This is a genomic window from Lachnoclostridium sp. An76, from assembly GCF_002161355.1.
GTDB lineage: Bacteria > Bacillota > Clostridia > Lachnospirales > Lachnospiraceae > Mediterraneibacter > Mediterraneibacter caccavium.
The window spans coordinates 562985-577421 of record NZ_NFHL01000002.1; the positions used below are offsets into that span (position 1 = coordinate 562985).

Annotated in this window: 9 protein-coding genes; 1 reads left to right on the forward strand and 8 read right to left on the reverse strand. The window is 50.5% G+C overall.

The genetic code is table 11. The features are described 5' to 3' along the window. Positions 1 to 44: 44 nt before the first annotated feature. The 3 genes from B5G27_RS06670 to B5G27_RS06680 all read right to left on the reverse strand — a co-directional run bounded on the left by B5G27_RS06670 (position 45) and on the right by B5G27_RS06680 (position 2896). Positions 45 to 431, reverse strand: a complete 387-nt coding sequence (locus tag B5G27_RS06670; RefSeq protein ID WP_087178118.1) for a hypothetical protein — start codon at positions 429 to 431, stop codon at positions 45 to 47. After that, positions 431 to 784, reverse strand: coding sequence for a PqqD family protein (locus tag B5G27_RS06675; RefSeq protein WP_087178119.1), 354 nt, complete (start codon positions 782 to 784; stop codon positions 431 to 433). The genes B5G27_RS06670 and B5G27_RS06675 overlap by 1 nt, the downstream gene beginning before the upstream one ends. Positions 785 to 994: 210 nt before the next feature. Beyond that, positions 995 to 2896 carry an OPT family oligopeptide transporter gene (locus tag B5G27_RS06680; protein WP_191420526.1) on the reverse strand — a complete coding sequence of 634 codons (1902 nt, stop codon included), beginning with the start codon at positions 2894 to 2896 and terminating at the stop codon, positions 995 to 997. 129 nt (positions 2897 to 3025) lie between these two features. Here B5G27_RS06680 and B5G27_RS16595 point away from each other — a divergent pair, with 129 nt between their 5' ends. Then, positions 3026 to 3160 carry a hypothetical protein gene (locus B5G27_RS16595; RefSeq protein WP_275533031.1) on the forward strand — a complete coding sequence of 45 codons (135 nt, stop codon included), beginning with the start codon at positions 3026 to 3028 and terminating at the stop codon, positions 3158 to 3160. Positions 3161 to 3342: 182 nt separating this feature from the next. Here the strand turns inward: B5G27_RS16595 and B5G27_RS06685 are convergent, their stop codons facing one another. The 5 genes from B5G27_RS06685 to essC all read right to left on the reverse strand — a co-directional run bounded on the left by B5G27_RS06685 (position 3343) and on the right by essC (position 14341). Further along, on the reverse strand, positions 3343 to 5616 hold the full coding sequence (locus B5G27_RS06685) for a hydratase (protein ID WP_087178121.1): 2274 nt from the start codon (positions 5614 to 5616) through the stop codon (positions 3343 to 3345). 151 nt (positions 5617 to 5767) lie between these two features. Next, complete coding sequence (locus B5G27_RS06690) at positions 5768 to 7096, reverse strand: hypothetical protein (protein WP_087178122.1); 1329 nt, start codon at positions 7094 to 7096, stop codon at positions 5768 to 5770. A gap of 172 nt (positions 7097 to 7268) precedes the next feature. Continuing rightward, positions 7269 to 7877 (reverse strand): hypothetical protein, encoded by a 609-nt coding sequence (locus B5G27_RS06695; RefSeq protein WP_087178123.1) that lies wholly within the window; start codon positions 7875 to 7877, stop codon positions 7269 to 7271. 17 nt (positions 7878 to 7894) lie between these two features. Then, a complete protein-coding gene (locus B5G27_RS06700; protein WP_087178124.1) occupies positions 7895 to 9277 on the reverse strand; it encodes a DUF6612 family protein in 1383 nt (460 codons plus the stop codon). A gap of 828 nt (positions 9278 to 10105) precedes the next feature. Next, the gene (gene essC, locus B5G27_RS06705; protein ID WP_087178125.1) at positions 10106 to 14341 is read right to left on the reverse strand and encodes a type VII secretion protein EssC; all 4236 of its coding nucleotides are present in this window, start codon (positions 14339 to 14341) and stop codon (positions 10106 to 10108) included. Between the last annotated feature and the right edge of the window lie 96 nt (positions 14342 to 14437).

A 14437-nucleotide genomic window follows, 5' to 3' on the forward strand; every position in this document is an offset into this window, starting at 1 on the left:
CTTTTTACAGGATAAATTTCAGGGGCAGTTGTGACTCATGCGAGTCACAACTGCCCCTGTTTTGGACTATCTATTTCCCGACAGCCCCTTTTATTGAGCTCATAAAGCGTCTGCCCGCCTTCCCGGCTCTCCCGGATCATTTTCTGCCGGATCATATACGGCAGGATGGAATCAAGGAATTTCCCGGGATCTGTCACACCGATCTGCTCGCTGCTGAACGGCTGGCGCGCTGTCAGTGTGCTCACCACAGGCTCCAGGTCCTTTCTGGACAGCGGCCCTTTTTTCAATGCCTTTTTGATCTTTGAGATACCTTTTGCGCTCAGCATGTTGGAGAGATCCTGCTGCTGGCGGACACTGCGCCATAATCCCCATCCGTAGATGACCGCTGTGGCAAGGGCAAAAAGAAGGATATACGGAATATAGTGAAGCATTATTTTCTCTTCTCCCCCTTCCAGTAGATCAGGTGATTATCGTGAAGGATCTCCAGAAATTTGATCAGCCTTGCCAGAGACTTTTCCATTTTCGGGAATTTCGCGTCAAGTTCTTTGGAAAGCTGATGCACATCTTTCTCATCGTCAATGATGAGCCATACGAAACTTCCCAGCTCATCCATCTTGATATCGCTGACCCTGGGACGGTGGAAAAACTTCTGGGCGATACGGTGGTAGAATCCTTTCCACTCGACAAACACAGTCACCCGGCCGTCGTCCGCTGTCTCATACTCCACATCCGGATTTCTTACCGGAATGTAATCCAGATAATTTTTTGAATTTTTCTTGCTCATAGTTCGAGGTTTCCTCTCATTTACCGCACAAATAGCTAACTGTACAAATAACCTGTTTCAACAAACCGTTCCCGCAGGCTGCTTCCGCGGGACGCCATGATCTGGCTAAAAAGCATCATAACACAGAAAGAAACAGCCCGCAAGATGCAGGCTGTTCCTTCTCCGGCTGCGGCCGCGCCGCATACCGGTGACCATTCAATGATCTCTTGATTATTTTGCTTTCTTCATGCACTTTCTGAACAGGTATACCAGAAGCAGCACAAAGACGATCAGGCTTACAACCTGCGGAGTAGTGAAACCGAATCTTTCGCTCAGATTGATCACGGAATCCACTTTCGCAACCGCGAGCACTGCGAGCACAATACCCATGATACCTTCTCCGGCGATCAGACCTGATGTGAAAAGCACACCGCGGTCTGCGCGCTCTTTCTTCTCTGCGTCCGTACCTTTGATCTTCTCAACAATGTAACGGACGATACCGCCTGCCATGATACCGGCGCTTAAGCTGAACGGCAGGTACATACCAACTGCGAACGGCATTACCGGAACCTTCAGGATCTCGGCAACGATCGCGATAAACACGCCGATGAAGATCAGCGCCCACGGAAGCTCAGCATTCATGATACCCTCGACGAGCATTTTCATCATCGTAGCCTGTGCTGCCGGAAGCTCTGTCGTACCGTATCCCCATGCCTCGTTCAGGAGATAAAGTACAAAGCCAACTGCTGCTGCGGAAACTACGACACCGATCATCTCACCGATCTGCTGTTTCTTCGGAGTCGCTCCGACAATGAAACCAGTCTTCAGGTCCTGGGAAGTATCGCCTGCGATCGCTGCGATAACGCAGATCACGCCGCCGATCGCGATCGCGCCGACCATGCCTGTCGTGCCGTCTGTCCCTGTAAGTTTCAGGAGCAGTGTGGCAATGATCAGTGTTGCGATCGCCATACCGGATACCGGGTTATTGGAAGATCCGATCAGTCCGACCATACGTGAGGATACGGATGCAAAGAAGAATCCGAAGATCACGATGATCAGAGATCCTACCGGGTTCACCGGGAATGTCGGGATCAGCCAGATCAGGATTACGATCGCCAGGATGATCACGAGAAGGATCGGCATCGGAAGATCCTGCTGTGTACGCAGGGCATTCTTCTGCGCGTGCTTCTTGCTCATGCTCGCCATTGCCTGCTTAAATGTGCGGATGATCAGCGGGAATGTCTTGATCAGGCTGATCATACCGCCGGCAGCAACGGCGCCGGCGCCGATGTATTTAATATAGTTGCTCCACAGAGCGGACGGACCGTCTCCTGCAAGCATCGCTGAGATGGACTCTGTCCCAGGATAGATCGTCGCGTCACCGCCGAACAGCGCGATCGCCGGCATGAGCACGAACCAGCTCAGGGTACCGCCTGCCAGCATGTAGCTGGAGATCTTCGGTCCGCAGATGAATCCCACACCTGCAAGCGACGGGAGGACCTGGATACCGATCTGGGATCCTGCGTAGCTCTTAAACGCATATCCGATCTCACTCGGGAATAATTTCAGTCCGTCTGCAATAAATTTGTACGCTGCTGCAAGGCCAAGTCCTGTAAATACAGATCCTGCTTTGCTTCCGCCTTCCTCTCCCGCGAGAAGGACCTCTGCGCATGCAGTTCCTTCCGGGAACGGAAGTGTCCCGTGCTCCTCAACGATCAGCGCCTGACGGAGCGGCACCATAAAGCAGACTCCGAGGAGACCGCCGAACAGTGTGATCAGGAAAAGAGTCACAAGGCTCGGGAACTCGATCTTGCCTTCCTCTGCCCAGAGGAACAGAGCCGGCAGTGTAAAGATCGCACCTGCTGCCAGAGACTCACCGGCAGAACCGATCGTCTGCACCAGGTTGTTTTCGAGAATGGAATCCCTGCGGAGGATCACACGGATGATTCCCATTGAGATAACGGCCGCCGGGATAGAGGCGGAGATCGTCATACCAACGAGAAGACCCAGATATGCATTCGCTGCGCCGAATACAACCGCAAGGATGATACCAATCACGATGGATGTGACCGTAAACTCCGGAACGATCTTATCGGCCGGGATATACGGTTTGAACTCATTCTTGTTGTCCATGATGTTCTTTCATTCCTTTCTTACTTTTTGTAAATTTAACGACTTCTTAACGCAGTCTATGCCATTATAGCACGTTACTCTGATAAAAGGAAGAAGAAAATCTGGATTTGTGGGGGGCTTTCCGATCGGATGCGCGCAGAAAACCGTTCCCCCTTTGATGCGTCTTTCGCGGCGGACGGGGATATGGCGACGGTGACTTGGAGTAATCTGCCGGAAAGACTTAAAGGGAGAAAGCGTGGCGTTAATTGTCCGGCGGATGCCTGAGGCGGAGCCGAATCTTCCGCCGGACAATTGCTTTTAGCCATGCTTTCTCCCTTTTACGTCTTTCCCGGATTACGGAACCGGAACCAGAGCCATATCCCCGCCCGCCGCGAAAACGCCCTGCAACAAGCCAGTGGTTTTCGGACGTTTAGCCAATCATTGGGTTCCCCCCGCAAATACAGATTTTACATCGTTGATTTGTAGTAATTGATGAGGCATCCGTCCAGTATGATCTGTCTCTCTGCGTCTGTCAGGTCGCCCAGTCTGAGGTCGATCTCTTTGAGGTCATCCCCGACTACGTAAGCCTTGATCACGTCTGCTTTTTCTTCAACTGCCTTTCTCACATCCGGCACGAAGATGTAGTCCCCGTTCTTGAACGGCAGATGCTCGTGGTCAGCGTCTGTGAGGAACGGGAGCATTCCCCAGTTGATGAGGTTGGAGCGGTAGCGCTTTGTCGCGTACTCGATAGCGATGTTCGCCCAGCCGCCGAGGACCTTCTGGCAGGAAGCTGCCTGCTCGCGGGCGGAGCCGTCGCCTGGTTTTACGGCGAAGATCGTGCTGCCCACTCCGATGTTGCCTTTGCCGACTTCCGGATAGGTCTTCTGGATCACAGCCATGACCGGTTTCAGTTCTTCCAACGCGTCCAGCGGACATGTGCCTGCCTCAATGGCTTTCTGTGCTTTCTGCACTTCTTTTGCGCGTCCCACGTATGCCGGGTCTTTTCTGGAGAGTGCGAACTCTGCAAGTCCCAGCGGGTTGGAACGGTAGGAGGATGTCTCTCCTGACGGGATGAGCTCGTCCGTTGTCGTCACCGGATCGTGGATCTCGGATACGACTTTCACGATCAGGTTTTCCGGCAGCGCGGACATCTCCGGCCAGTCTTTGATGTTCGGGCCGAACTGGATCTCCACACTCGGGTCTGCCACGCCGTGGCTGTCAAATACGCGGTTCGCGTAAATATTGCTGTCAAAGTGATATTTCTGTCCTTTGTATTCCACATCCATGGCTGTCGCCGGTGTGAGGTAACCTTTGTTCGCCGCCGTAGCTGCGATAGAACGCGCGTCCATGAGCGCCACGGAAGAGATCTGTCCGCTCTGGAGCTTGCTGCCCTCGCGGTTCGGGAAGTTTCTCGTCGTGTGGCGGATGGAGAACGCGTTGTTCGCCGGTGTGTCGCCCGCGCCGAAGCACGGTCCGCAGAATGCAGTCTTCACGACAGTTCCCGCTTCCATAAGGTCAGCCACCGCGCCGTTCTTCACCAGTTCCATATAGATCGGCATACTTGCCGGATATACGCTGAATGTAAATGCGTCGGAGCCGATGTTATGTCCTTTGATGATGTCTGCTGCCGCGCAGATATTTTCAAATCCGCCGCCCGCGCATCCTGCGATGATGCCCTGCTCTACATAGAGCTTTCCGTCGCGGATCTTGTCCTGGAGAGAATACTCTACCGCGCCGTCCAGGCTGACGAGCGCTTTCTGCTCTACATCGTGGAGAATATCTTTCAGGTTCGCGTTCAGTTCATCGATGGTGTACACATTGCTCGGATGGAACGGCATTGCGATCATGGGCTTGATCTCGCTTAAGTTCACGTATACGCATCCGTCATAGTATGTACATGCGCCCGGGTTCAGCTCTTTGTAGTCGTCCTTTCTGCCGTGGATCTCATAGAACTCCTCGATCTTCTCGTCCGTCGTCCAGATGGAGGACAGGCAGGTCGTCTCTGTGGTCATAACGTCAACGCCGATACGGAAGTCAGCGCTCAGCTTCTTCACGCCCGGTCCGACGAATTCCATCACTTTATTGTTTACATAGCCATTTTTAAATACCGCTCCGATGATCGCAAGCGCAACATCCTGAGGACCTACGCCCTTCATCGGCTCGCCGTCCAGATAGATGGCGATCACGCCCGGCATCTTGATGTCATATGTCTTGTTAAGAAGCTGCTTTACAAGCTCCGGTCCGCCCTCGCCCATTGCCATGGTCCCGAGCGCGCCGTAACGCGTATGGCTGTCTGATCCGAGGATCATCTTTCCGCCGCCTGCCAGCATCTCGCGGGCGAACTGGTGGATGACTGCCTGATGAGGCGGTACATAGACGCCGCCGTACTTCTTCGCGCAGGTCAGTCCGAACATGTGGTCATCCTCATTGATCGTACCGCCGACCGCGCAGAGACTGTTGTGGCAGTTTGTCAGCACATAGGGGATCGGAAATTTCTGAAGCCCTGAAGCACGTGCTGTCTGGATGATGCCGACAAATGTGATGTCGTGGGATGTCAGCTTGTCGAACTTGATCTGCAGGTTCTCCATGTTGCCGGAAGTATTGTGCGCATTTAAGATGCCGTATGCCATCGTGTTCTGCGCTGCCTCTTCCTTTGAGAGAGGAACCTGTACGTTTCCTGTATCTTCCACAATCTCGGTGCCGTTTAAGAGATAGACACCATTGTCATATAATTTGATCATGTAATCCTCCTTCTTGAATCAGAATCATATACTTCATGCAGGATGAGCGTGCCATGCAGGATGAACATACCATCCAGCACGGGCACATATACTCAACAGGGCTATTTTACCACATTTCGCTATCTGCCACCACATCTTTTTTCCCGGTATTTCAGTACACTGTCACTTTCCCGCTCCCGGAGATCGCGCACTCCGCCTCCCTTGTATAGATATCTTCCCTGAGCTTATCTTCATAATCGGATCTGTCGATCTGCTGCCATGCTCCGGGCTCTGCCATCCGCAGATAGATCCCTGCCGGCACGCCCTGACAGTTCTCTGTAAGCCAGTCCGGCACTGCCTCCAGAAATGCCTCATACTGTCCTGAACACAGGCCGTCGTCCATAAAAATATACGTTACGGCGGAAACCTCGTTCAGGGCCGGCTCTCCCTCTGCCGTGCCGCCGCTGCCGCTGTTCTTTATCTCCGTGTAGATCTTTATCCCATCGGAAGGAAGATACTGCTCCGCGAATGTGCGGACCTGCTCTTCATAGGCGGGGCGCATCAGGATCGCCCCGTAATCGTCTTCATACCTGTACATGCCATTTTCATAAGTGCGGTACACTGTCACAACATCCGCTTCACTGCCCTGCTCGGGATACACCTTCAGGTGCTCCTGCTCGATGGCGTCCCCCGGCGCGTAGGATATATAGTGGAATTGCTGCTCATATTTCCCTTCGATCCAGTCCAACATCTGCCCGACAGCGGCAACAACACCTTTCTGGGTATCGGTCAGTCTCTCATAAGGCCCGGTAAGACCTGTCATAGCCATAACCTCTTCCTGCCTGGCTTTGAGCCATGCGCCGTCGTCATAGCTTGCCTGCCATTCATCCGTCCCGAAGGCAATGCTCCCGTCCGGTAATGTCCCTTCGCCGACAGTCAGGCCTGTATGGCAGTTCACGATCTTTGCCCGGACATTCCAGTCAGGATCGCCGGTTTCCACGATCCCGGTCAGGACGTCTGAGGCTGTGATCGCCAAAAGCATCTTTGCCTCCAGGATCCCGTCGATATCCTCATCATAATGATATACGAACCGGCTGTGGTCTTTGTCTGCCTCCACATAATATCCCTGCTCTTCTTCCGCCAGATCTTCCAGCACATCATCAATAGAGCCGGCGTACATCTCTATAAGGTCATCTTTCTGAGACGGAGTCACTTCCAGGATCAGATCGTCCCCGTCCCGCCTTACGCCGGTACAGTAATCTCTGAAATCATCCATGTTGTCCTCGATATCCGTATTGGTAAACCGGAATATAGAGGCCGGTATGACGATCTCTTCTGTTGTTTCCGGCAGTGTTTTTCCGGCATCCGGGTCTTCGGCCGGATCTGGTGCCGGAATGTACGCGCAGGCGCTGCACGCAAGTATCACGGCAGCGGACACTGCAAACGCTGTTATCGAACTATTCAATAACTTCGAACTATTCAATAACTTTTTCACAATCATGGGATCCTCTCCTTATCTTTCATTCATTTCATCCATTACTTCTGGATCGCTTCTGGATTTCTTCTGGATCGCTTCTGATAACAAAATCTCCGGCGGATCCATAAAAAGCGCCGGCTGTTATAAATCAACAGCCGGCGGGCCAGGTCCGATGACCTCATCATCAAAAAACTGTTTAATTTATGAACAGTTCTTTCCTTTTGTTAAAATAAATGTAATTCAGCGGGAAAAATACAGCCGCTCCGATCACTGTCCCAAGGACATTCCCCACTATTCCTGAGGCGCCTGCATCCATTACAGACGCAGAGACTGCCCCGAGAGCTGCCAGCCCGGCAAAAGTATAGATCAGTCCTGACGCCATTACTATGCCAACATATCCAAGATACAGCACAGGAGCATTTTTTCTGTAATGTGCCAGTCTCTGGCGGATCAGCACCGCTGTCACGGCAAAAGCAAGACATATGATGCCATATATGACATCCACTGCTTTCAGCATCGGGCAGAACCCGTAGATAAGTCCTGCATCGTCACCATATGCCAGCCCGAATATGCCTGACGCGGCATTGAAGACCATGACCACAGCATTTGCAAACAGCTGGAAATAAATAATAAACTTAAACCATGCCATACGGTAATTCTTCGCAGGATCCACAGGAACCGCTGCCGGCATTCTTTCCGCGGTGGTTTGTGCCTGGAATTCTGCCGCTGTATCAGCTTCTTTCCCGCAGCCCGGGCAGAACCTTCCCCCTTCCGGTATCTCTTTGCCACAAAATCTGCAAAACATTTTTTCCCTCCTGTGATCTACTCCATGCAGTTAAGGCTCATAGACTCCACAAGTCCTGTGCCAGCTTCCGTATCGATCGTACAGCCGTTATAGAAGCTGTCCTCCGCATACCAGTAATAGCTGTTTCCGTACTCTGCATCCTCATAAGTGTCATCCGGCTCTCCGTATGCGGCAAGGACGTCTTCCTGCGCAGTCCCGATCTGGATACCGCCCGGGAAGATCACTGTCAGGCTGCCGTCTTCAACATCATAGGAATACACTGTAATGCCTCCCACCAGACAGTCCTTCAGTTCAATAGGTCCGTCTGTATTGTTGATCATATCTATCATGAGCTCATTGCCGTTGGCATCCATAAACCATGCCAGCTCATACTCGCCTGCATTTACCACGTAATCTTCCGGAGTATACTCCCGGTCCAGAGTTACCCCCGTTGCCTCAAGGTCAGCTAACGTACATGGCAGCGTGACTACTGTGTCATTGATCTGCACGGTATAGCTCTCCCAGTCGGATCCGAGGTCAGCGCTCTGCTCTGCCGGTTCCGCCGGTTTCACAGAATCGCCGTCATCGCTGAAATCATCCAGAAGGCCGGAGCCCTCTTCTGCTTCGAGTGCCTCATCAGGAACAACGATGTCATCCACGCTGTCGTATTCCATGAACGTCATCTCCATATAACAGTCAGATGCTGCAACACCGGCATCTTCCATCATAGACTCAAATGTATCTGTCAGGTCAAACATGATCCGCGCCGGCAGGATCGTATCCTTATAAATATCGATCGTACATGGGAACACCATTTCGGATATAGTTTCCTCATCGAGCCCGTAGCCTGAGAATGAATCCAACATATCAGACTGGATCATCTCTGAGAAGATATCCCCGTCAAGCTCACCGGTCAGTTCAAAACAATCCTCTCCGTTGATCTCTGCCAGGTCTTCTTCCAGCTTGAACTTATCTGCATAGTCCTCGATATCCCCGGTCATCCCTTCGATATCGCCCAGAGTTTCCTCTTCGCCAGCCGCTTCCTTTGTCCACTCGCCTTCCATCATCGTATAGGTCACATACTGATCGTCTTCTTTTACAGAATATATTTCCATTTCTGTACTCATGCTGCTCCCGGCTATATCAAAGCTGACCTCTCCTTTTCCATGGGAAGCCTCCGGTTCCGTAGTTGCCTCCATATCCATATCCATGGTCACAGCGAGCTCTTCTCCCCCGGCGCTCAGATTGATATTGAATTTTAAATTCATCACAGTCGACTCCACTTTCTCCGCCTTCTCTGTCATGTCTCTGAGCAGATTCTCCGGCGTTGCCTTTGTCCGCCCGCCGCACCCTGATAACAGTGCCGCAGCCATCACTGCTGCCATTCCCATTGCCGCCAGTTTTTTTGTCCTTGTTTTCATAGTTTTTTCCTCCATGATTCTGTAAATTATTTATATTGTACCATGTTTTTTCCGACAGTTCTTCATTTTTCTCCTTTTTCCCATCGTATTCTCAGATCCGTTATCCGATGCTGACTGTAAAATCTTCGTCTCCTATATGGATGACATCTCCGTTTGAATTCCGTGTGTCATAATCGCCTAGACTGCCAATCCGGCTCCTCTAAAATAACATAAGATTCCTACAAACAGAGATACCTTTGCATCCGGGCGACCTTAACGTTCATGAGTATCATTGTTAATCTCGACTACATTTAGGGCTCCATTTTGTACATTTTGAGTATTCATATTTTGTCCGCCATAAAGTGTGACACCTATCACTAAGATGAACAGGTAAAATCTTGAAGTCCAAGATAATTCTAAAAATAAATTATCCTGAAAAACTATAGAACCTAAAATAATCAGCGCAACTATAATCCAAACACAAATTTAAATACCAACAATCCGTTCCCCTGATTTACTGGCATTAAAACAGCCTCATTTGTCTACATTAGATACGATCATAATGAGCAAGATGAGCGCCATAACGAGCATTCCATATTTGTATCGCTTGTACAGTTTCTTAGTCCGTTTGTATAGTGCTTTTCCTGTTTTTTGATCTGCTATATATTCTTTCATATGCAATAAACTGTCCCATCTCTATTGCAGATTTTCAGATTTTTATTGTATTTCATTCTTCTTTCTGGAATCATTATTATAGTCGTCCGATTCCCAACCTTTGAATGATACTTTTCCTGAAAACATGTCACTATCCTCAGTTTCTGCGCTCTCCCCTCTTCCTGTTCTTGACTTTTAAGGAACAGGCAATCTACAATAATTTTGCTTTCCCTTATGCATGATCAGCTTTACTTTTCTGCTTACGCCTGCATTGTGGTAATAACCAAACTCCACCTTCCTGTTCTCCTCCCGGATCCCCGTGTAACTGAATAAAAGCTGTTCTCTGATATTCCCAAGGATCAGTGCTTCCCTGCTTGCGATCAGCATATCGATAAATTTGCTTCTGGTCATCTTCTTGACTTTCATCTCTGATGTCACCAGTATATAGATCCCATACCGCACTGCCTCTTCCAGGATATCGATCAGGCTGTTGTCTTCGCCTATATTTTCGTAGAGGTCCTGCAGCATATCGATCATCACATACACCGGGGGAAGTGACTTCATAAATTCTGCCGCCGTAAGATCCATCTGGTCTAATTTTGCCTCCTCATATCCTTCTTTTCTTCTGGAAACTTCTTCGCTTATCTTTCCAAGTGCCTCGGCAGCAGACGCTTTATCTCCGGCATATACAAGCTTATCCCTTGACTGATAAGAGGCAAGGTCATGATTCTTACTGTCAAAAAGATAAGTGACTTCTCCGCGAATCAGCTCCAGCATATTCCTGATCACATTTGTTTTCCCGGTTTTCACCCCACCGATAACAAACGCAGGAGAGGTTTCCATCGGGAGATAATAAGCCTGCAGACTGGATGTATCAATTCCCACCGGCACCTTAGTCCTGGTACTCTCGTACCCCGGATAAGAGCTCAGCATATCCAACGTAAGTTCTTCCGGCATAACGGGGATCTCTTTTGCCTTTTCTTCTGTAGAAAGCTCACAGATCCGTGAGATCAGCTCTTTCAGCTTCTGATCATACTCCTTCTCTGACTCAAAATCTACAGGAGTATACAGCTGCATCACATGGATCCCATCTGTTTTTACCAGCGCCCTGCCTTTGTGCTCTTCCGGCAGTTTGTACTGGCTTCGTCCAATGAATGATGACAGCTCGCTCTCATCAAAATTAAATCCACCGATCCTCACCTTAAAGTTATTCCTCGTCGCATTGCGCATCGCGCTGTCCCGGGAAGTAGTGACAAGGAGATAGATTCCTAAGCCCGCCCCGTCTCTTGAGATTTTCTGGAGAAAGGTTTCCACACTGTCTTCCAGCTCTTTGATCACTTCATACTGGTCCACAGCGATCACGATCGCCTTCAATGTGTCTGGCTGCGTCTCATTGTATACCGAAAAATTCTGCACCATGGCCCGTGCCAGCTTTCTCTTTCTCTCCTGCATCTCATCCAGGATCAGCTTCTGAAATTTTGTGATCTTCTCTGCATGGTCAAAATTCATATAATCCGCCACATGAGGGAGCTGCCTCAGAGGTATCATTCCGCTGTTCCCGAGATCAAGGATATAAAAATTCAGGTTCTTCACTGCATTTTTAGCAGACAATCCCAAAATGACCTGGGTCAGGAACATGGTTTTGCCGCAGCCGCTGGAAGAAAGGTACAGGAGATGCCCGTTTTTCTCCAGATCCAGAAGATACTCCCTCTGCGCCTGTTCCTCCGGAACGTCCATAAATCCTACTCCAAGCTTCAGGTCCAGTTTTTCAAATGCCGCGCTGTCCCCAACTGACTTCAGATGCGGGGAAACGATCTGGTATGGCAGAGAAGGCAGCCAGGTTTTCTTCACCGGCACACACTGCTCCCGCGCATATAGTTCCGCCAGATATTCCACGGTCACATCCAGCTGGGTTTTCTTTATCTGCCTGCTCTCCGCATTTCCGCTGAAGTCCTTATTCAGCGCCTCTCCCTGCCCCAGCTCGTTCAGGAGATAGACTCTGTCATCTTCTTCCTTCTGTTCTTCCTTCGTGCCGAAAGCGGCGCCGCTCCATGCTGACTGGAACAGCTCATAGATTTCATTATTTCCCACCTGCAGATATCCCCGCCCGGTCTGGGTAATGTTGGCCGCATCCGCTGTGTGGAGCATCTCCTTGCTGTCTGACGCGCTCTGTACCTTCAGGCAGAGGCGGAATCTGGAATTACTCCAGATCTGATCGTCTACCACACCGGACGGCTTCTGTGTCGCCAGGATCAGATGCACGCCGAGGCTTCTCCCGATGCGGGATGCCGAATCAAGCTCCGCCATAAATTCCGGCTGCTCTTTTTTCAGCTCGGCAAACTCATCGCTTATGATAAACAGATGCGGAAGCGGTTCTTCCGCTTTCCCCAGACGGAATAATTTCTGGTAATCATTAATATGGTTCACGCCATATTCACCGAAGATCCGCTGCCTGCGGGCCAGCTCTGCTTTGATGGAAACCATGGCCCTCATGCTCTCTGACTTGTCCAGGTTTGTGATCGTCCCTAACAGATGGGGCAGATGCGCAAACAGGTTTGCCATCCCGCCTCCCTTATAATCGATCAGCAGAAATCCCACCTCGTGGGGATGAAAATTCACAGCCAGGGACAGGATATATGTCTGGATCGTCTCTGATTTACCGGAGCCTGTCGTGCCCGCGATCAGGCCGTGCGGTCCGTGGGCTTTCTCATGCAGGTCCAGCTCTGTATATTCATTTTCAGCCTTCGCCCCGATGGGTACAGCAAGGCTTTTATAGGCGTTATGCTCTTGCCAGCGCTGCTCCGGCTGCAGCTCTTCCGGACTTTCCGCCTGGTACATCTGGAAAAAGGTCAGCTTTTCCGGCACCCTGGATACGATCCCCAGTTCATGGACCAGCGGGCTGAGCGCCCTTGCCATGCGCTCCAGCTGTATTCCGTATGTATGCTGTACGTCAAACCGGATATTTTTTCTTTCCCCTTCTTCCAGAAGCAGACGGGCTTCTTCAGAATTGTCAAGGATACAGATCGTCCGTACATTCTCCGGCAGGTTCGAGCTCTGGTCCGTTGTATAGATAATACTGAATCCCAGGCCCATCTCCCTGCTCTGCAGATATTCCATAATGGCATGATTTAAGATCAGTTTCGGCTCATCGATCACAAACAGAAATTGCGGCAGAAAGACATTTGCCTTCTTCTCCTCTTCCTGCTTCAGCTTTCTTTCCTTTAAAACCTGCTGAACGCTTCCAAGGATCTGATCCCGGATCTGCTCCGAGCAGATTTCTCCAACTACATTGATGAAGCTCAGCCTGAGATGAGGATACCAGCGCATATATCGGAAGTCCTCCCTGTAGGCTCCGCTGTGTATGAAAACAATCTGCAGGTCATGGTAACTGTGGAAAAAGGTAAGCTGTGCCATCATATATTTCAGCTGTTCATGGATGTTCCTCTTGTTTCCCACCAGGCCAAGATGGGATCTCTTCAGATCGATCTCCACCGGGATACCATCAATCTCTTTAAATTCCTCCGGTATTTTCTTCGCCCTTTCGATCAGTTCATCCCTGGTAAGATCCAGTTCTTTCTCCTCATACGTTACGTTGATCCTGGACTTTCCGCTCCTGTAACCCAGATTCACTTTCAGGAAATCATCATCCAGGACTGACCTTTCATAAATCCGGCTGCTGTATTCCAGCACCATGTCCTGAAGCATAGGGAGCGTGGGATTCTGATAGCGGACCGCCTCCCGCTCCTTCCCTCTCAGCTTCCGGATCTCTTTACGCTTTTTCAAAAGATATTCATCATACATAACCGCCCGTTCCCGGTTATCCTGTCTCACGCTGCGGCGTTCGCTGATAAACCTCTGGATGGAAAAGATCAGAGTGATCGCTGTCATCCCTGCCGTCATATACATATATGGCCCTCTTTTCATAAAGATCCCCATGGCGACCGTCAGGGCCATCATGCAGACCGGTGGTATGATCAGCTGGGCCAGACTGCTTTTTGACATCTCTTTTTTCCTCGGCGGAGCTTTGATCACGACTTCCTCTTCCTGGATCTGATACGTCATCCGAGGCGAGCGTTTATAGACAGGGAACCCTTCAAAATATGCTTCCTCTCCATGCTCTGGCAGGAGCGTTGTCTGAAAGCTGCCACTCTCCGCGATCACCTCCAGCCTGTCCTTAAAGAAAGTGATCCTGAGATCTTCGACCTGGAGCTCATCCCCGTTTTGGACAGTGATCGGATCCGTCCCCGCATCTGTGCCGTTATATAAAACTTTTATCTCACCCTCCCGCCTGAAAAACAGCAGGTCTCTGTCCAGGCACACCTGAAGCGGATATTTCCATGTAAGATCATAAGGAAACGGTGCCGACTCTGTCCCGATCCAGATCTGCGGTTTCCTTTGATATGTTGTAATATGAGTACTGTTCTTTTCCATCTTGTCCTCTTTTCCCTCATTCCCCGCACCTCAGGCCTTACAACTGACAGAGCCGTCATTGCCTGTCACAGGCCTTTGCATATGATCACTGCTGCG